Origin of the sequence: Alteromonas sp. KUL17 (genome assembly GCF_006538305.1) — a bacterium.
GTDB classification, from domain to species: domain Bacteria; phylum Pseudomonadota; class Gammaproteobacteria; order Enterobacterales; family Alteromonadaceae; genus Alteromonas; species Alteromonas macleodii.
In genome coordinates, this window is record NZ_BJKJ01000016.1 from 1 (window position 1) to 19,337 (window position 19,337).

General features: G+C 44.2%; 13 protein-coding genes, 3 tRNA genes and 1 pseudogene. 14 read left to right on the forward strand and 3 right to left on the reverse strand.

Annotated elements, in window-relative coordinates; translation table 11 throughout:
• Positions 1 to 150 precede the first annotated feature (150 nt).
• From KUL49_RS13930 to dapE, 10 genes and pseudogenes are all read left to right on the forward strand, one after another.
• Positions 151 to 226: transfer RNA gene (locus tag KUL49_RS13930), tRNA-His, on the forward strand.
• 7 nt (positions 227 to 233) lie between these two features.
• Positions 234 to 318: transfer RNA gene (locus tag KUL49_RS13935), tRNA-Leu, on the forward strand.
• Between the two features lie 41 nt (positions 319 to 359).
• Positions 360 to 436: transfer RNA gene (locus KUL49_RS13940), tRNA-Pro, on the forward strand.
• A gap of 347 nt (positions 437 to 783) precedes the next feature.
• Positions 784 to 2,088, forward strand: a complete 1,305-nt coding sequence (gene tig / locus KUL49_RS13945) for a trigger factor (protein ID WP_131137700.1) — start codon at positions 784 to 786, stop codon at positions 2,086 to 2,088.
• Positions 2,089 to 2,186: 98 nt separating this feature from the next.
• Positions 2,187 to 2,816 (forward strand): ATP-dependent Clp endopeptidase proteolytic subunit ClpP, encoded by a 630-nt coding sequence (clpP, locus tag KUL49_RS13950; RefSeq protein ID WP_014950147.1) that lies wholly within the window; start codon positions 2,187 to 2,189, stop codon positions 2,814 to 2,816.
• Positions 2,817 to 2,891: 75 nt separating this feature from the next.
• Positions 2,892 to 4,166, forward strand: coding sequence for an ATP-dependent protease ATP-binding subunit ClpX (gene clpX, locus KUL49_RS13955; RefSeq protein ID WP_014950146.1), 1,275 nt, complete (start codon positions 2,892 to 2,894; stop codon positions 4,164 to 4,166).
• A 340-nt stretch (positions 4,167 to 4,506) separates the two neighbouring features.
• Positions 4,507 to 6,857, forward strand: a pseudogene (gene lon, locus KUL49_RS13960) (endopeptidase La).
• Positions 6,858 to 7,179: 322 nt separating this feature from the next.
• Entirely contained in the window at positions 7,180 to 7,452 is a 273-nt protein-coding gene (hupB, locus tag KUL49_RS13965) for a nucleoid-associated protein HU-beta (RefSeq protein WP_012518978.1), read from the forward strand.
• 313 nt (positions 7,453 to 7,765) lie between these two features.
• Positions 7,766 to 9,658: a SurA N-terminal domain-containing protein gene (locus tag KUL49_RS13970; RefSeq protein ID WP_131137701.1), complete on the forward strand. Its 1,893-nt coding sequence runs from the start codon at positions 7,766 to 7,768 to the stop codon at positions 9,656 to 9,658.
• Positions 9,659 to 10,191: 533 nt separating this feature from the next.
• Entirely contained in the window at positions 10,192 to 11,364 is a 1,173-nt protein-coding gene (gene dapE, locus KUL49_RS13975) for a succinyl-diaminopimelate desuccinylase (RefSeq protein WP_131137702.1), read from the forward strand.
• Between the two features lie 79 nt (positions 11,365 to 11,443).
• On the opposite strand, the gene KUL49_RS13980 is transcribed toward dapE, so the two are convergent.
• From KUL49_RS13980 to KUL49_RS13990, 3 genes are all read right to left on the reverse strand, one after another.
• Positions 11,444 to 13,231, reverse strand: coding sequence for a lysophospholipid acyltransferase family protein (locus KUL49_RS13980; RefSeq protein WP_278186894.1), 1,788 nt, complete (start codon positions 13,229 to 13,231; stop codon positions 11,444 to 11,446).
• A 164-nt stretch (positions 13,232 to 13,395) separates the two neighbouring features.
• Entirely contained in the window at positions 13,396 to 14,193 is a 798-nt protein-coding gene (locus tag KUL49_RS13985; protein WP_014979808.1) for a UDP-2,3-diacylglucosamine diphosphatase, read from the reverse strand.
• 103 nt (positions 14,194 to 14,296) lie between these two features.
• A complete protein-coding gene (locus KUL49_RS13990) occupies positions 14,297 to 15,202 on the reverse strand; it encodes a LysR family transcriptional regulator (protein ID WP_131137703.1) in 906 nt (301 codons plus the stop codon).
• A gap of 119 nt (positions 15,203 to 15,321) precedes the next feature.
• Here KUL49_RS13990 and KUL49_RS13995 point away from each other — a divergent pair, with 119 nt between their 5' ends.
• The 4 genes from KUL49_RS13995 to KUL49_RS14010 all read left to right on the forward strand — a co-directional run bounded on the left by KUL49_RS13995 (position 15,322) and on the right by KUL49_RS14010 (position 19,245).
• Entirely contained in the window at positions 15,322 to 16,221 is a 900-nt protein-coding gene (locus KUL49_RS13995; RefSeq protein ID WP_075177073.1) for a bile acid:sodium symporter family protein, read from the forward strand.
• Positions 16,222 to 16,348: 127 nt separating this feature from the next.
• Positions 16,349 to 17,179, forward strand: coding sequence for an SDR family oxidoreductase (locus tag KUL49_RS14000; RefSeq protein ID WP_131137704.1), 831 nt, complete (start codon positions 16,349 to 16,351; stop codon positions 17,177 to 17,179).
• Between the two features lie 183 nt (positions 17,180 to 17,362).
• Positions 17,363 to 18,493, forward strand: coding sequence for a phosphotransferase family protein (locus tag KUL49_RS14005; protein ID WP_131137705.1), 1,131 nt, complete (start codon positions 17,363 to 17,365; stop codon positions 18,491 to 18,493).
• A complete protein-coding gene (locus tag KUL49_RS14010; RefSeq protein WP_039216949.1) occupies positions 18,493 to 19,245 on the forward strand; it encodes an SDR family oxidoreductase in 753 nt (250 codons plus the stop codon). The genes KUL49_RS14005 and KUL49_RS14010 overlap by 1 nt, the downstream gene beginning before the upstream one ends.
• Positions 19,246 to 19,337: the final 92 nt, after the last annotated feature.

Below are 19,337 nucleotides of genomic sequence, written 5' to 3' on the forward strand. Positions count from 1 at the left end.
GCTATTCCTAGTTCAGTGATTTATTGTCTTGAACGTTCGGTATGCGAATCGAAGTAAAGAGCACTATCAAGCGACCTAGCTAGGTCCTGACCGCTTGATAGGCGTTTATGTGTTTTCAATTCACACATAAACAGATTCAGGACTACAGTGGTGGGCGTAGCTCAGTTGGTAGAGCCCCGGATTGTGATTCCGGTTGTCGTGGGTTCAAGTCCCATCGTCCACCCCACTTTTTTGCGGAAGTGGTGGAATTGGTAGACACGCTGGATTTAGGTTCCAGTGCTTCACGGCGTGAGAGTTCAAGTCTCTCCTTCCGCACCATATTTAAAGTTCTCACAGGGCTTTTCTAAAAGATTCTCTTTCGGTGAGTGGCGCAGCTTGGTAGCGCACTTGTTTTGGGTACAAGGGGTCGCAGGTTCAAATCCTGTCTCACCGACCATTATCTTTTCTCTTCTTTCTTTTCCTTGTTCGATAAATCCATTTAAAACCCGTGTTTTCCCTCATTTGAGCCAGCAGTTTCATTATTTGGTCAAAATGCGTTCAAATGGATGTTACAAACTTGTGTTTGCCTCTCGACTCTTGTGGTATGCGGCTGTATACTACCGCGTCTTTTTTTAACCAGTACGTTTGTTTCAGGTTGGTTTTTTGGCACAAATTCGTGTCCTAACTTTGATGTTATAAACGTCGAATAACGACCTCTACCCCGGAGTGATATGCAAATACTGCATGACGGGAGAGGGGATTGAGAACAAAACGCCTGTAGAGGCGTATAGTTGAGGTAACATAATGCAAGTTTCAGTCGAGACGACCCAGGGTTTAGAACGCCGTCTTACTATCACCGTTCCAGCTGACACGGTTGATTCAGCAGTTAAGTCACGTCTACAGCAATTGGCGAAAACACAACGCATCAACGGCTTCCGTCCAGGTAAAGTTCCTGTAAACGTAATCAAAAAGCGTTTCGGCCAAGCTGTTCGCCAAGAAGTTGCTGGCGATGTTATGCAGCAAAACTTCTACCAAGCAGTGATTCAAGAAAAAATTCAGCCTGCTGGTATGCCGAAGTTTGAACTGACTAAAGACGAAGATGGTCAGGACCTAGAATTCACAGCATCTTTCGAAGTATACCCAGAAGTAGAAGTGAAAGGTGTTAGCGATATCGAAATCGAAAAGCCAGTAGTTGAAATTACTGACAAAGATCTTGATAACATGATGGAAACGCTTCAGAAGCAGCACGCAACTTGGAAAGAAGTTAAGCGTAAAGCGAAGAAAGACGACAAAGTTATCATCGACTTCGTTGGTTCTATCGACGGTGAAGAGTTCGAAGGCGGTAAAGCAGAAGATTTCGCACTTGAGCTTGGTAAAGAGCGCATGATCCCTGGTTTCGAAAAGCCACTAGTTGGCGCGAAAGCGGGTGAAGAAGTGACTATTGAAGTAACTTTCCCTGAAGATTACCACGCTGAAAACCTAAAAGGTAAAGATGCAGTTTTCCAGACTACTGTTAAGAAAGTAGAAGGTCTAGACCTTCCAAAAGTAGACGAAGAGTTTGCTAAGCTATTTGGTGTTGAAGAAGGCGGTGTAGACGCGCTTAAAGCAGAAGTTCGCAAGAACATGCAGCGTGAACTAAACCAAACGCTTAAAGCACAAGTTAAAGAAGACGTTATTGCTAAGCTAGTTGCTGCTAACGAGATTGATATTCCTCAAGCGCTTATCGATCAAGAAGTAAATGCACTACGCGAGCAAGCTAAACAGCGTTTCAGCCAACAAGGCGGCGGTCAGAACCTTCCAGACCTACCTGCTGAATTGTTTACTGACAACGCTAAACGTCGCGTATCTATTGGCCTTCTTCTAGGTGAAGTGATCAAGCAAAATGAACTTAAAGCTGATGAAGCTAAAGTTAATGAGATGATCGAAACTGCTGCTTCAGCGTATGAAGATCCACAGGAAGTTGTTGATTACTACAACAACAACCAAGAGCTTATGCAGCAAATGCAAAACGTTGCACTAGAAGAACAAGCTATTGAGTGGGTTCTTGAGCAAGCAAAAGTTACAGAAGTAACTAAAGCTTTTGACGAGGTTATGAACAAACAGGCGTAATTTTTTACTGTCTGATTGACATTACTTGTCAGCAACTGCTTAAATGCTCGGAGCCTTCCGAGCATTTTTGTTTTTAACGCTAGATAATCAAGGTAGCTATGACTAATACCCCGTTTGACCCAATGAATGCACTTGTTCCTATGGTTGTTGAGCAAACCTCTAAAGGTGAACGCTCTTACGACATTTATTCTCGCCTATTGAAAGAAAACGTAATTTTCTTAGTAGGACAAGTTGAAGATCACATGGCCAACCTCATCGTTGCTCAAATGTTGTTCTTAGAAGCTGAAAATCCAGAAAAAGATATTTTCCTATATATTAACTCTCCCGGTGGTTCTGTTACTGCTGGTATGGCGATTTACGACACAATGAAGTTTATTAAGCCTGACGTGAGCACTGTATGTATGGGACAAGCTGCAAGCATGGGCGCATTTCTACTCTCTGCAGGAGCTAAAGGTAAGCGTTATTGTCTACCTAATTCGCGCGTAATGATTCACCAACCGCTTGGTGGTTTCCAAGGTCAGGCATCTGATTTTGAAATACATGCGAAAGAAATCCTGTCTATCAAAGAGAAGTTGAATCGCCTAATGGCAGACCATACCGGTCAAGACTATGAAAAAGTAGCGCGAGACACAGACCGAGATAACTTCTTGAGTGCAACTGAGGCGAAAGAATATGGCCTTGTTGACCAAGTTTTAGCAAATCGATCTGACGTAGCCGCAACTAAGTAGTATAGTTATAGATGACCCGAGCCAGTGCACAGCACGTTTTTGGTTTTCGGCTCGGGTAAGGCAGAGGCAAAAGTAATGAGTGATAAGCAAAGCGGTGACGGTGATAACAAGCTACTGTACTGTTCGTTTTGTGGCAAAAGCCAACACGAAGTAAGAAAGTTAATAGCAGGCCCGTCGGTATTCATTTGCGACGAGTGTGTTGAGTTATGTAACGATATCATTCGCGAAGAAATTAAGGAAATCGCGCCTAAGCAAAAGCAGGACGCTTTACCTAAACCAAGTGAAATTCATGCTCACCTAGACGATTACGTTATCGGGCAAGAACATGCAAAGAAGGTATTATCAGTAGCGGTTTATAACCACTACAAGCGTTTGCGCAATGGCGATGTTCACGAAGGCGTTGAACTTGGCAAAAGTAATATTTTGCTAATAGGGCCTACTGGTAGTGGTAAAACACTGCTAGCTGAAACCCTAGCGCGTCTACTCGATGTTCCATTTACCATGGCGGACGCAACCACGCTAACAGAAGCGGGTTATGTAGGTGAAGATGTTGAAAACATCATTCAAAAACTACTGCAGAAGTGTGATTATGACGTTGAGAAAGCGCAGCGCGGTATCGTTTACATAGACGAAATCGATAAAATTTCTCGCAAATCAGACAACCCATCAATCACTCGTGATGTATCGGGTGAAGGTGTTCAGCAAGCACTGCTTAAGTTGATTGAAGGTACCGTTGCGTCTGTTCCTCCGCAAGGTGGGCGTAAGCACCCACAGCAGGAATTCCTGCAGGTTGACACGTCCAAGATATTGTTCATCTGTGGTGGTGCGTTCGCTGGTCTTGACAAAGTCATTGAGCAACGCGCACAAAAAGACACGGGTATTGGATTTGGTGCCACGGTTAAGTCGAAAGATAACAGCAAGCAAATTAGCGAGCTATTCAAGCAAGTTGAGCCTGAAGACTTAGTGAAATATGGTTTGATACCAGAATTCATTGGTCGTTTACCGGTAGTGACAAGTCTTGAAGAATTGAATGAAGAAGCGTTAATTCAAATTCTGCGCGAGCCAAAGAATGCAATTACCAAGCAATATGGTGCATTGTTCTCAATGGAAGATGTAGAACTTGAGTTCCGCGACGATGCACTAAACGCGATTGCTAAAAAGGCAATGGATCGCAAAACAGGTGCTCGTGGTTTGCGTTCAATTGTTGAAGCTGTTCTGCTTGATACCATGTACGACCTTCCTTCAATGGAAGACGTAAGCAAAGTGGTTATTGATGAAACCGTTATTCGCGGTGAATCAAAGCCTATTTTGATTTACGACAGCAACGAAAAGAAAGCCGCCTCTGAATAGATGCTGGTTTTGTGAAAAAAGGCCCTTTAGGGCCTTTTTTGTTTTTAACAGCCAAGGTTTCAGATCTCGCTGTCTAATCTGATCTACGTTTAACCAAAGGGTATACCTTGAAAGTGGGTGATATTTGAGCGGTTAAAACAAATCTCGCTATCCTTTCTACTAGATTTTTGAGTTTAGTATTGCCATTCGAGGCAAAATCGATAATGGTTATACTAAGGTCAACAGGCCCTAGAGCAGGGAAGGTAAGGTTAAGGAATTAACGCACTTTAATAAGTTTCGATTGAACTTTGCTCTTGCATCCCCATATAAAAATGACATTTCAAACTAATTGAGAACAAGTATGACAGTTGAGCGTGAAAATCGCATTGAAATTCCTGTGCTTGCCTTGCGGGACGTGGTTGTTTACCCGCATATGGTCATACCCCTATTTGTTGGGCGTGAGAAATCAATTCGTTGTCTAGAAGCGGCAATGGATAATGACAAACAAATTTTTCTAGTAGCACAAAAAGACGCTGGCGTAGATGAGCCTGAAGCGGACGACATCTATACCGTCGGTACTATTGCTACTATCCTACAACTTCTAAAGCTACCCGACGGTACGGTTAAAGTGCTGGTAGAAGGTAGTGTACGCGGTGAAATTGAAAGCTATAAGCAATCAGAGCCGTTCTTTGTTGCTAATGTAGACAAACTAACTGATGAAGAGATTGATGAGAGCGAACAAGAAGTGCTTATTCGCTCTGCGGTTTCTCAGTTTGAAGGCTATGTAAAGCTAAACAAAAAATTCCACCAGAAGTACTGACATCACTAAATGGCATTGAAGATGCGCCTCGTTTAGCCGACACCATGGCTGCACATATGCCTCTTAAGCTTACTGAAAAGCAAAAAGTGTTAGAGATGCAGGGCGTCAATGAGCGTCTTGAATACCTCATGGCACTGATGGAAGGCGAAATTGATTTGCTGCAGGTCGAAAAGAAAATTCGTACCCGCGTTAAAAAGCAAATGGAAAAGAGCCAGCGCGAGTACTATTTGAATGAGCAGATGAAGGCTATTCAGAAAGAGTTAGGTGAGCTAGATGACGCGCCTGATGAATTTGAAGCACTGTCTAAAAAAATAGCTGACGCTAAAATGCCTAAAGAGGCAGAAGATAAGGCGAAAGCTGAACTTCAAAAGCTTAAGATGATGTCACCAATGTCTGCAGAAGCTACCGTGCTTCGAAGCTACATTGAATGGCTCACTAACGTACCTTGGAATAAGCGCTCGCCGGTTAAGAAAGACCTTTCCCGCGCAGAGAGCGTGCTCAATGAAGACCACTATGGTCTTGAGAAGGTGAAAGAGCGCATTCTTGAGTATTTGGCCGTTCAGCAGCGTGTTAAAAAGCTAAAAGGCCCGATACTTTGTCTTGTTGGTCCTCCTGGTGTAGGTAAAACTTCGTTAGGTCAATCTATTGCTAAAGCGACAGGCCGCAAATATGTGCGTATGGCGCTAGGTGGCGTGCGTGACGAAGCAGAAATCCGTGGTCACCGCCGTACTTACATTGGTTCACTGCCAGGTAAGCTAGTGCAAAAAATGGCTAAAGTTGGAGTTAAAAACCCACTGTTCCTGTTAGATGAAATCGATAAGATGTCATCAGACATGCGTGGTGACCCAGCTTCGGCGCTTCTTGAAGTGCTAGACCCAGAGCAAAACAATAGCTTTAGTGATCATTATCTGGAAGTCGACTACGACCTGTCAGACGTTATGTTCGTAGCCACCTCTAACAGCATGAATATTCCAGGTCCATTACTTGACCGTATGGAAGTGATTCGTCTCTCTGGTTACACAGAAGATGAAAAACTCAACATTGCAAAGAACCATTTAATTGGTAAGCAAATGGAACGCAATGGGCTTAAAGCGAAGGAGTTGGAAATTACCGATTCTGCCGTTATCGGTATGATTCGATACTATACCCGTGAAGCCGGGGTTCGTAGCTTAGAGCGCGAAGTATCGAAGGTATGCCGTAAAGCGGTGAAAGACATCTTACTTAAGAAAAGTAAGGACAAGGTAGTAGTAACGCAGGATAACCTTAAAGATTATCTTGGCGTTCAACGCTTTGACTACGGTAAAGCCGATAAAGACAATCAAATTGGCCAAGTTACAGGACTTGCTTGGACGCAAGTAGGTGGTGACTTACTGACCATTGAAACCACGTCGGTTCCTGGTAAGGGTAAAATGACGTCGACAGGCTCTTTGGGCGATGTCATGCAGGAGTCGATTAAGGCTGCTATGACAGTGGTAAGAAGTCGTGCTGAAAAGCTTCGTATAAACGATGACTTTTATGAAAAACGTGATATTCACGTGCACGTGCCTGAAGGTGCTACGCCGAAAGATGGTCCGAGTGCAGGTATAGCGATGTGTACCGCGCTAGTTTCTTCACTAACGGGTAACCCTGTAAAGTGTGACGTGGCTATGACCGGTGAAATCACCCTGCGCGGCGAAGTACTCGCTATTGGTGGGCTTAAAGAAAAGCTTCTAGCAGCGCATCGCGGCGGCATTAAAACAGTAGTTATTCCAAAGGATAACGAACGTGATTTGGAAGAAATTCCAGATAATGTGAAGAAAGATTTATCTATCCATCCGGTTAAGTGGATTGATGAAGTCCTTGATATTGCACTGCAGGAACCTGTAGAAAGCTTCAAGGTGGTTAAAAAGTAACTTAATCGATTGGCTACAATCCTTTGTTTTTAAAGGCGTGTAGCCGTTTTATTTCTATAAAATTGCAATAATTGAACAAAAAATGTGCATTGAGCGAAAGAAAAGCTGATTTTTTTAAAAATAGGGCTTTCAAGTCGCAAAAGTTGTGTTACCTTTAAGTGGTATTCGCTTGAAGCCTTGCCACAAAAGGGATTGCAGCGATTCATTAATAAAGTTAATTATTTGTGACTGAAGCTTGATGTTAACAATCAAGCTTGCTATAACGTTCAAGCAAAATCGTTTTGGACAAACAGTATAATAACAATCGAAGGGGATCATAATTGTGAACAAGTCTCAACTTATCGACCAAATCGCTGCTGGTGCAGACATTTCTAAAGCAGCTGCTGGCCGCGCTCTTGACGCATTCACTGACTCAGTAACTGCTGCGCTTAAAGACGGCGACCAAGTTGCACTAGTAGGCTTTGGTACTTTCTCAGTTCGCGAACGTTCAGCTCGCAGTGGCCGTAACCCACAAACTGGTGAGACTATTCAGATTTCAGCGGCGAAAGTTCCATCTTTCAAAGCTGGTAAAGCACTGAAAGACGCTTGTAACTAAGCACAAAAATTATAGAAAAAGGCGATGGCTAGTCCATCGCCTTTTTTATTTCTAAAGAAAAGAAATTAATATTGGGGTCAGAGTAATGACTCTGACCCCAATATTTTAAGAGTAGAAATAACCCTTCGAGGCTTGATGAGTTTTATACATGTCCTCGGAACGTTCGAACTTAACGAAAGACGGCACAAATAGTGCGTTTTGGTCGTTTATATTCGGCGGCATTGGGTTATAATCAGCGCTTATTTTACCTCGCACTCACGGATTTGTGATGTTTTGAGGTAACTGTAGTAAGCAACGGAGTTGAAGAACAATCATGCTAGAAAGAATCAGAGAAGGTTCTCAAGGCCCATGGGCGATGGCGATTATCGCGCTAATCGTTTTAAGTTTCGTATTCGCAGGTGTGGGAAGTTACCTTACATCATCAGGTACTACAGCAGTAGCTACTGTAAACGGCGAAGAAATTTCGGCACAAGAACTAGAGCGTGCATACCAAAATCAGCGTGCACAAATGGAGTCACAATACGGCGAAAGCATCGCGCAGCTTTTCTCTAGTGAGCAATACCTCGCAGATTTCAGAAGAAATGTATTGGACAGACTGATTGCTGAAAAACTAATTCAGCAACAAGCTGAAAACATGGGATTGCGCGTAAGTGATAAACAAATTCGCGAAACCATAACACAAATGCCTGAGTTCCAGTTTGGTGGTCAGTTCGATAACGAACGTTTCCAAGCCATTCTTCGTCAAAACGGTTTCCAAGCAGCCGATTTCCGCGATTATCTGCGCGTTCAAATGACACAAAACCAGTTGGCTGCAGCGCTAACGAATTCTTCATTTGCGTTGGACGGTGAAGTACAGCAAGCGAATGCGCTACAGCGCCAAACTCGTGATGCGAAATACGTGCTAGTGAGCTCTGATGAGTTTGCCGGCTCAATCGAAGTGACAGATGCGGATGTTGAAGCTTTTTATAATAACAACATCGCCTCTTTCGATACTGAAGAGCAGGTAAAGCTTGCCTATGTAAAACTAAGTGTTGAAGACTTAAAAGGTCGCGTTTCTGTTGATGAAGAAGCGGTGCGCACTTACTACGAAAATAATCTGGGAAGCTACGGTAAAGAAGAAGAGCGCCGTGTTTCTCATATTCTTATCGAAGCTGGCGATGATGCCGATGCAGCGAAAGCAAAAGCAGAATCATTAAAAGCAGAACTCGACAACGGTGCAGACTTTGCGGCTCTTGCAGAAGCAAACTCTGATGACACATTCTCTGCCGAAAACGGTGGTGACTTAGACTTCATTACACCAGAAATGATGGACCCAGCGTTTGATGAAGCAGCTTTTGCTTTACAAAATGTTGGCGATGTATCCGACGTAGTTGAAACCGAGTTTGGTTTTCACATCATCAAGTTAACAGACTTAAAAGAAGCACAAGTTAAATCTTTCGATGAAGTAGCGGGTGAGATTCGCGATACGCTTCTTTATGACGCGGCTATGGAAAAGTACTTTGAGCTTCAAAATACGTTAGCTGAAATTGCGTTTGAAGTACCTGATACGCTAGAAGATGCAGCGAACGCGGTTGATTTGCCTGTGCAAGAGTCAGTGGTATTTAGTCGCAACACCGCACCTGCTGATCTAAGCTTCCCTGGTTTACTGGACGTTGCTTTCTCTTCTGAACTTATTGATGAAGGGCTTAATAGCGATATTATAGAACTAGACGACGAAACCGTTGTTGTTGCGCGTGTTATTGAGCATCAGCCTCAGCGTACTCAATCTCTTGAAGAAGTACGCGAAGGCATCGAAGCCTCTGTTAAGGCTGAAAAGTCAAAAGAAGCTGCAGAAGCTTGGGCGTTTGATATCGCACAAAAAGTGCGTGCTGGAGAAAGCGTTGAAAGCGAGCTAGCTGAAAAGTCTGTGTCTTGGGAGACAGCAGCTGCTGTTCCGAGAGCGGGCGGTACACTTGCACGTGCACTCGTTGACACGCTTTTCTCTCTTGCCCTTGAAGGCGAAGATAAAGTTGATGTTGCAACAACGGTAAACGGTGACGTTGCTGTTGTTATGCTTGAAAACGTTAACGCAGCACCAGAGCTTGAGAATGAGTTGGGTGAAAGCCTGAAGCAGCGCCTTGCTCAGGTACAAGGCCAGCGCGTTTATCAACAATATATTGATGCGCTTCGCGCAAATGCAGAAGTGACTATCTCACAGACGCTATAAGCACTGCTGCGTAAAAGCTGTCGCTGCGACTAGCAGTGACACCGGTAATTACTAAAAAGCCAGCCTCTTTCATAGATGCTGGCTTTTTTATACAACACAGTGATTGGGTGTTTGTTTGAAGTGCGTTAGTTCGTTAAGAACAGCATCAGTGTATAAAATGCCGCAATAACACCAGATAACACGAATATGTACAGAAACCCTTGCTTGCCTTGCTCCAGAGTGTATTTGTTGGCTTGTAAATAGCCAAACCAGAGTAGTGACAAAATAAGGGGTATTAAAACAATGATTTTTAACACAGTAATGCCTTTCTTTAAGTTATGTTCTAGTTATAACAACGCGCGTTGATTTAGACAAATCTTAACGAGCCAGTCCTAGTCGCCAACTCACCCATTGTAGCCTTCCTTGTTATCACCCTTTATTATTTTTAGCTTCAGGTTACTTTGTCCGCTGTCATGGCATTGTCGTAAATCTGTTATTGCCGTGTCACTTTACATTTGTGTAATAGACTCACGTTTCATAAAGGTTTCTTATGCATGTCAATTCAGCCTTTACCTTCCATAGCGCCAGCTCGCAGTATTTATTTTGCCGAAGTGCTTATGGCAAGAGCGTCGATTACCCCACAGGACGCTGGTTGCCAAAGTTACCTGATATACAAGCTCGAAAAGCTCGGTTTTTTTTGTGAAAAATACACAATTAATGGTGTGAGCAACCTCGTCGCAAGGTGGGGGCAGGGCCCGAATCACTTTGCATTTAGCGGCCATACTGATGTAGTGCCCCCAGGTCCTCTTGATAAGTGGAAGTCACCGCCTTTTAGTCCCGTAATTAGCAAAAATAAATTATATGGACGTGGTGCTGCCGATATGAAAACAGGCATCGCAGCCATGCTAGCGGCCACAGAGCGAACCATTGCCTCGTTAGATAAGGAAAAGGTCTCTTTCTGGTGGCTAATCACCAGTGATGAAGAAGGGGAGGCGGAGTGGGGCTCTAAGTGGATAGCTGAGTATTTGGCATCTAAAAATGTCCAGCTTGATATGTGCCTAGTCGGTGAACCTTCTGCATCTGCAACAACCGGCGATACGATTAAGATTGGACGCAGAGGCTCACTTTCCGGCACTATCCATATTGCAGGAAAGCAAGGTCACGTGGCTTATCCAAAGACAGCGGTAAATGCTATCCACAAAGCGAGTAACGTGATTAATGCGCTAACACAGTACCCATTTGACAAGGGGAGTGATGATTTCCCTGGTACTTCGCTTCAAATAACACATATGGACACGGGAAGCTTCACTGATAACATAGTGTCTAGTGCTGTTCGTATAGAGTTTAATGTCAGATATTCGTGGCAGTTTAATCAAAACAGTTTATCGGTATTGCTGCGCAGTATTATCAATAGTATTGATACAGAAGCCGAAGTTAGCTTTTCAAGACCTTGTGAAGCTTACTTGAGCAAGCCTAAGAGTAATGCGGAGCACTGCTTAATTGCCTGCGTAGAAAAAGCGATAAAGGGCGCTACAGGGCGTTACCCTGTTATCAGTACATCTGGTGGTACCTCTGACGGGCGTTTCTTTGCTAGTGAGCACACACAAGTGGTTGAAGTGGGTGTGCCAAATACCACCATTCATCAAATAAACGAACACATTCATGTGTCTGATTTGCTCACTCTTGAAGATATTTATACCGACATTCTTAAGTATGTTGGCGAGTGATAACGAGTTCTGAAATTTTCAGTAAAGCGGAAGGCCGTAGAATGAGAAAGGGAGCGTTTGTCAGAAGCTCCCTCTTCGCTTAGGCTGTGGCTTTAAGCTGAATATCGGTTAGATAGCGTTTGCGCTTTTTCTCAGTAAGTGTTTGCATATCAACCACCACCAGTCCGTCGATACAGTCGTTAAAATCTGGGTCGACATTAAAGCCTAAAAATGCCACCCCGCCGTCTTTAGCCACTTCAGAATACTGCTTATACAGCGTTGGTACGTTTACGCCCATGTTAGCCAGTAAATGCTTTAGCTGCGTAAATTCTGCCTTGTAATCGTTACCTGTAAATTGATGTAACGCGTCGTTCGCCATTTGATAAGGTCGCTTGCAGGTCGCTTTGCCAAACTTGGCAGGGAAGTACGTGGAATAGAATTGTACCAATAAATCTTTAGCGGGTTCAGGGTAGGCATTACTGAGTGACACCGCACCAAACAGATAGCGATACTTTGGGTAGCGGCTTAAAAATGCCCCGATACCAAACCACAAATAATCTAAACTACGCTTTCCCCAATAGCGAGGCTGGACAAAGCTTCGCCCTAGCTCTAAGCCTTCTTTGAAGAGTTTATCGTTGTCCTTACCGTAATTAAATAAGGTGGCAGAGTAGAGCCCGGTAGGGTGGTCTGGCGCTGTCAAAAGCTCAGCATCGCCAAAGCGGTAGGCACCCACAATTTCTAAATCGTTGTCATCCCAAAGTACAAGGTGATAATAGTGGGAGTCGTATTGATCGATGTCTCTACGCTTGTTGGTACCTTCGCCCACGGCTCGAAACGCCACTTCGCGCAGGCGGCCAATCTCTCGCATAATCGGTGAACAGCTTTTGTGTTGGTATAGGTAAATAGATTTTCCGTCGCCAGTTTCACCTAAATGTTCGCAGTCTCGCATAGCGCGGGCCAGTTCTTTTCTGTCTTCTGGCATGGCAATGGAAGCCTGGGTTTCAAATACGCCTTTCTTGTTACTGCCAATGCGATACAAGTGGCGCTTAAACAGCTTTACCTGCTCTTTTAACGGTATGTTGGTTTGCTGGTACGCTTCAAATGGAATAAGTTCGCCAATGCGCATAGGTAAATGCTTCTTACGCTGTTTGAACATCTCTTTGACGAGCAGCGCGGTGGCTAATGGCTTGTACACCATGGACACGCCGTAAAAAAGCGGGCTATTTTTCGCGTCTATATAAACCGGCAATATGGGTGCTTTTGCTTGCTTTGCAATGCGTAAAAAACCTGTGTGCCATCTGGTGTCGCGAACACCTTGTGGGCGTAATCGAGAAACTTCACCGGCAGGAAAAATCAGTATGGCGCCGTCGCTGTTAAGGTGTTTTTGAATTGCCGATAAATGCTGTTTTGGTGTGCCTCCCTGCATATTGTTTACAGGTAACAGCATATCGTGAAGCGGTTCAATGGCCATAAGCATTTCATTGGCGACCACTTTCAAGTCGTGACGTACTTCACTAACCAGCTTTATAAGCGCAAGTGCGTCGAGTGAGCCAATAGGGTGATTCGCAATGATCACCACTCTCCCTTCACTTGGAATACGTTCTTTTTCTACATCGCGGGTGGAGTAGCTGATATTAAAATATTCAAGCACTTGCTCTACGAAATCGATGTCCTCATAGTGTGGATAGGTTTCACCAAATTCGGTAATTTCACGTTCATGGAGTAGGTGCCTTAACACGAAAGACAGCGACTTAAATAGAATGGGGTTGTTCGCTACTTGAGGGTAATGCTTGTTCAGTACGTCGTTTACAGTAAACATAGAACCTGTTTCTCTTCCGGTTTTGGCGAACAATAGCAGGGCAATGTGACGTTTTTCACACAGTTTCATGGCAGTTATTTGACAGTGTTAAAATATTGTAACTAAGGTCTGTTAGCTTCGATGTGCAGCAGGTTCGATGGGGCATCGTCTTTACAGATGAATTTGAAATAAACTTATCGCTTGCTAAATAGAAGAGGTCAGGGGCCGTTACAGCCCCATTTGTGTAATGCTAGCTATGCTGCTTCTGAGCGAGAGGTTTTGGTTGTAATTGGTGTTACGGTGGCTGACTCTAATGAATCAAGGTAATGAATAAGAGATAAGTTACCGTTCACGTCTTCTGACAGTGCACTGCAGTTTTCTATCCAGTCCCCATCATTAATGTAGTGAATGCCGTTTTCAAAGCTGCTTTCAGGGTGATGAATATGGCCACACACAACACCGTCGAGCCCCATTTCATCGGCGCGCCTGCAGCATGCTTCTCGATAACGGGCGATGGCTTCATTCGCTCCCTTAATGTGTTTTTTAATATAGCCCGCAAGTGACCAATATTCTCGCTTGCGCCACGCGCGTAGGCGATTAAACTCTCTATTTAGAAAAAGCAAAAGGTCGTAACCTTTATCGCCAATCCACGCATGGAATTTGCCCATAGTTACATCGCCATCGAACTGATCGCCATGTAAGACTAAATAACGCTTCCCTTGTGCTGTGGTGTGAACCAACTCTCGCTCTATTTCTATATCACCGAATGCCATGCCAGAATATGACTGAATTGGTTCATCGTGGTTGCCGGGTAAGTACACCACGCGCGTGCCGTCTTGGCTCATTTGCATGAATTTGTGCATCACTTGATTGTGCGCCTGTGGCCAGCGAAATTGCTTGGTCATTTGCCACATGTCAACGATATCTCCCACCAAATAGAGGGTGTCTACAGTGATGCTATTAAGAAAGGAAAGTAAGTATTCAGCTTTGCAGTCGCGATTTCCTAAATGGATATCAGAAAGCCAAAGTGTTCGATAGTGTGTCTTTTTCATAGCGGTTTCCCAAAGCGATGCCTTGGATCGTCACTATAGGTTTGCAAATTGACACTACCGTGACGCTTGCTTGACCATTGTGTTACAGCAACACAAATACGCGCTACAACCCCAACTTATTCGCCACGTCTAAAAGCTTCTCTCTCATCCATACATTCACTAAGTCTTCATCGGCGTGTTTGTGCCAGTACATGTGTACGGGGAGTGGGGGGACGTCAAATGGAAGGGGCAGAATTTCGATATCGAATTTATTACTGAATTGTTGGGCGAATCGCGTTGGCATGGTCAGCAAAAGATCGCATTGGCTAACTACGTTAACGGCGGCAAAGTAGTGTTCACACTGCAATGCGATGTTGCGATGTAAATTGTGCTGAGCAAGGGCTAGATCTACCGTATCTAATTTAGAGTCTTTTAAAGATACAAGCGCATGCTGTGCAACTGAGTAGCTCTTGATACTCGGGTTATCTACGTAGCTATTGCTAGGCGCGCATACCACGACAAACGTTTCTTCGCAGATAAACTGTGAACGAATGTCACGGCTGGTGGGAACTAATGCGTCAATTACGATATCAAGCTCTTTGGCGGCTAACGAGGGAGCAAGCTCGGGCCAGGTAACCTGTCTGCTATTCACCGTGATATTGGGAGTATGTTTAACTAGCTGAGGAATAAGCACGGGAAAAAATATAGATTCTAAAATATCTCTCAAGCCAAGGTTCACCTGACGGGGTTTATCACTTATATCAAAGCCCACTTTACCTTTTAACGTACTTTCAAGGGTTTCTATTGATTTCACAACCGATGCAATAATGCCTTGGCAAAATGGGGTAGGCACGACTTGTCGTCCATGACGAATAAACAGCGGATCATCAAATTTCTCTCGCAGACGGCCTAAGGCGTGACTCACCGCAGGCTGAGTGATATGCAGTGCGTTGGCGGCTTTCGTAATGCTGCCCTGATCGTAGACCGCGCGCAGCACAACAAACAAATTTAGGTCTAATTTTCCATGCATATCATTTATGGGTTTCCATAATAAGGCATCATTTTTATTTATTATTAAACAGAGTACACTGGCTTAAATGTTAATAAAAGGTTTCTTTTATAGAGGCTTCTTTTGTAAGGGGCGTGTGCATGCAGGCATCTGTACTTACCGAGGTGTTGTTACCTCTAGCGTTGGCATTTGTTATGTTTGGTATGGGGCTAACGCTAACCCTTGCAGACTTTGCCCGACTACTTAAAGCACCTAAAGCAGTAATAACGGGTTTTATAGGGCAAATTATATTGCTGCCTATGTTGGCGCTAGGACTGTGCTTTGTTTTTGGTCTACCCGATTATATTGCGGTTGGTGTCATGGTTTTAGCGGCATGCCCAGGCGGCACGACCAGTAATTTAATCAGCCACATCGCAAAAGCAAATCTGGCCCTTTCAGTAAGCTTAACCGCTATTTCTACCATCGCTTGCGTTTTCTCAACGCCCTTTATCATTCAATTTGCGCTTGATTACTTTGTAAAAGAAAACGCGCCAGACTTTTCTATTATTCAAACAGTGATCGGGCTGGTTGGTATATCAATTGTACCGGTCATTTTAGGCATGACCATTCGTCGCTTTAACAGCAGGTTTGCCACTAAAACTGAAAGCTTCTTCCGGCAGTTTTCTATGTACTTCATGTTGCTTATGATTGTGGGCGTGCTGGTTTCAGAAAGAAACAATTTAGCCGCGTCCTTTGAAAGCGCGTTTTTGGTTTGCTTAACGTTAAATTTATCATCGGTATTGTTAGGACTCGGGCTTGCTAAACTTTCAAACCTAGCATTTAAAGACTCGCTCACGCTGGCCATTGAAATAGGCGTGCAAAACGCGGCGCTTGCAATGCTGATATGTATTACCTTTTTAGATGCGCCTGATTACGCGATTGCACCTGGTGTATATGGCATAGCAATGTACATCGGGCCCGCACTATTGGCCCTGTGGGCAAAGCGAAAAATGCGTAACGAACAGCCATCAGTGCCACTGCAAAAGACGGAATCAGTTTGATTGGATTGATAAGGCGGTCAATTAGAGAGAATAGTGAAGTACTGATTAGCGCTCAACACAATAAAGCGCAATTAAACATAAACGCCGATACAAGAATAATGAAACAAGAACAGTTAGGAAACACATCATGCGCGTATTGATTACCGGTGGCGCTACCGGCTTAGGTCAGGCCATTGCCCTTAAGTGGGCGGAAAAGTGGGCAGGCAAAGACGAGGGCTTAGATATTTGCATTGCCGACATTAACCAAGAAAGAGGTGAAGAAACAGTAAATACGCTATCCGCCCAAGGCGCCAATGCGTTTTACATCCATTGCGATATAACCTCTGAAAATGATGTTCAAACGTTAGCGAACACCTTGGAAACTCGCTGGGGCGGTGTTGACACTGTGTTTAACAATGCGGGTGTTGCTTCTGGTGGCAGCCTTTTAGATGAGAGCATTGAGCAGTGGCAGTGGGTGTTTGATATTAATGTGTTAGGCATGGTGAGAGTCAGTCGTGCACTCTTACCGTTAATGCGAGAGCAAGGCGGTGGCTATTTCATTAATATTGCATCGCAAGCGGGGCTAACGCCTATTCCTTATATGGGAAGTTATAACGCGGTTAAAGCTGCAGTCGTGTCGTTTTCTGAAACCATGAAGTTGGAATTAGCACCTGACAATATTGACGTTAGTGTAGTTTGTCCAAGCTTCTTCAAAACGAATTTAGATGAGTCGATGCGAAGCAGCAACCCAGCGTCGCACAAAATGCTCAATAAGTTCTTTGCCAAAGCAGACATGACGAAAGAAGACGTGGCTGAGTCCATATTTCAGCAAGTCGATAAAAAGCAGTTTCTTATTCTTACCCATAAACTGGGTAAACGCGCTTTCCTGTTAAAGAAGCTGCTGCCAACCCAGCGTTATATCAAAAATATGCTCAATCAAACGAAGATGATGAAGCGTGCAATGGAAAAGCAAATTTAAAGCAAATTTAAAGCAAAATTAGGTAAAACGGAAACGCGCTCACCTTTGTTTGTCGCCAAGCTATCTGAAGATAATTGTCGAGCTGCTCTTGTACAGGCACAAACAGAAGTATCTTCTAGCCAAAGATTGTGAGTTAGCACTTTGAATAGGCCCTTTGAAACAGAAATACAAGAAGAATGAGATATGCAACAACAGGTCGTAGATAAAGCTGACAGCGTACGTGCAGGCGAAGAGCTAGACGTGAGCGCTGTACACAATTGGCTTAAGGAAAATATTAGTGCCTCGAGTCCATCATTGAAGGCCACGATACAAAGTAGCGATAGCTTGCCTCAAGTCACCCAGTATTCTGGGGGCGCGTCTAATTGGACGTACTGCTTGGACTATCAAGGCAGTAAACAAAACCAGAGCGAAAAAACGTCGTTAATTTTGCGTCGGGCACCAGCAGGTACTAAAGCGAAAGGTGCTCACGATATGGGGCGGGAGTTTCGATTACAGCATGCGTTAAAGCCTGTTTATCGCTATGTGCCAGAGATGCTTGGACTTTGTGAAGACGAGAGCGTTATAGGCACAGAGTTTTACGTAATGGAGAAGTTTACCGGCGTGATACCACGTAAGAACTTACCCAAAGGCTTAAACACGTCTGAGCAGCAAACCAAACAGCTTTGCACTAATGTACTTGATAGCTTAATCGAGCTTCATAAAGTGGATTATAAGAAAGCGGGGCTTGAGCACTTAGGTAAAGGTGCTGGCTACATAGAACGCCAAATAAGCGGGTGGAGTGAACGCTATAGTAAAGCAAAAACCTGGAATGTCCCCTCGGGTAAAAAAATAATGCGCTGGCTAGAAAACCACATGCCCGCTAATGAACGCATTTGTATTACCCACAATGACTTCCGATTCGACAACGTGGTGTTAAAGCCAGATAACTATACGCAAATTATCGGTGTGTTGGACTGGGAACTGGCGACCTTGGGGGACCCGCTTATGGACTTGGGTAATACCTTGGCGTATTGGGTACAAGCGGATGATGACTTTTTGGCCCAATCAACACGCCGCCAGCCTACTCACTTACCCGGTATGCTAACTCGAAAGCAGGTGGTTGCGTACTACTGCAAAGAGATGGAAATAGATGTAGATGATTTTACCTTTTACGAGGTATACGGGCTTTTCCGTTTAGCCGGTATTGCCCAGCAAATCTACTATCGATACCACCACAAGCAAACCAATAATCCAGCGTTCAAAAACTTTTGGATCTTCATTCATTACTTAATGTGGCGTTGTAATAAGGCCATAAAAGCATCAGGAAAACGATAATGACAACAAGACGCAATATTCTGATCACAGGCGCGAGTTCAGGCCTAGGCAAGGGAATGGCGATTGAGTTTGCCAAACAGGGTTGTAACCTAGCCCTATGCGCAAGACGCTTTGAGAATTTAGAAAAATTGAAAGACGAATTGCATTCAATTAACCCAAACATTGATGTGTATATTCGCTCGCTGGATGTCAATGATCACGATGCGGTTTTTGAAGTATTCGACGCATTCAAAGCCGACATGGGAACCCTTGATAGAGTCATTGTAAACGCAGGCATGGGCAAGGGCGCGTCTATTGGCACTGGGTATTTCCACGCTAACAAGCAAACGGCGGTGACTAACTTTGTGTCGGCGCTAGCACAATGTGAAGCGGCAATGGCTATCTTTAGGGCACAAAATAGTGGTCATCTTGTGACGATTTCATCTATAAGCGCGGTGCGCGGGTTTAGACGCGCCATGACTGTATACGCGGCAACAAAAGCAGGGCTTACATCAATGACCGAAGGCATTCGAATGGATGTAATGAATACGCCAATTAACGTCACCTGTATTCACCCCGGTTTTATTCGCAGCGAAATAAACGAAAAAGTAGAGAAAGTACCGTTTATTGTTGATACCGATGTGGGCTGTCGTGCGATGGTCAATGCAATCAATAAAGAAAAAGCGAATGCGTTTGTGCCAAGCTGGCCTTGGGCCATCCTTCACTGGATCATGCGTATTGCACCGGCAAGCTCAATAAGAAAAATGAGCTGATAAGCGGATAGCTGGGATGTGAACACACCGCAAAGACTGTAACAGAGCTCGCCTAGTGGTGGGCTTTATGCTTTTAAGTCTAAATTTGAAAT

Excerpts from the sequence above, each read along its gene's own strand:
- KUL49_RS14010 (WP_039216949.1), top strand. The coding sequence starts at position 18,493 with ATGACAACAAGACGCAATATTCTGATCACAGGCGCGAGTTCAGGCCTA.
- KUL49_RS13985 (WP_014979808.1), bottom strand. The coding sequence starts at position 14,193 with ATGAAAAAGACACACTATCGAACACTTTGGCTTTCTGATATCCATTTA.
- dapE (WP_131137702.1), top strand. The coding sequence starts at position 10,192 with ATGTCAATTCAGCCTTTACCTTCCATAGCGCCAGCTCGCAGTATTTAT.
- KUL49_RS13980 (WP_278186894.1), bottom strand. The coding sequence starts at position 13,231 with ATGAAACTGTGTGAAAAACGTCACATTGCCCTGCTATTGTTCGCCAAA.
- KUL49_RS14005 (WP_131137705.1), top strand. The coding sequence starts at position 17,363 with ATGCAACAACAGGTCGTAGATAAAGCTGACAGCGTACGTGCAGGCGAA.
- KUL49_RS13990 (WP_131137703.1), bottom strand. The coding sequence starts at position 15,202 with ATGCATGGAAAATTAGACCTAAATTTGTTTGTTGTGCTGCGCGCGGTC.
- KUL49_RS13970 (WP_131137701.1), top strand. The coding sequence starts at position 7,766 with ATGCTAGAAAGAATCAGAGAAGGTTCTCAAGGCCCATGGGCGATGGCG.
- tig (WP_131137700.1), top strand. The coding sequence starts at position 784 with ATGCAAGTTTCAGTCGAGACGACCCAGGGTTTAGAACGCCGTCTTACT.
- KUL49_RS13995 (WP_075177073.1), top strand. The coding sequence starts at position 15,322 with ATGCAGGCATCTGTACTTACCGAGGTGTTGTTACCTCTAGCGTTGGCA.
- KUL49_RS14000 (WP_131137704.1), top strand. The coding sequence starts at position 16,349 with ATGCGCGTATTGATTACCGGTGGCGCTACCGGCTTAGGTCAGGCCATT.
- clpP (WP_014950147.1), top strand. The coding sequence starts at position 2,187 with ATGACTAATACCCCGTTTGACCCAATGAATGCACTTGTTCCTATGGTT.
- clpX (WP_014950146.1), top strand. The coding sequence starts at position 2,892 with ATGAGTGATAAGCAAAGCGGTGACGGTGATAACAAGCTACTGTACTGT.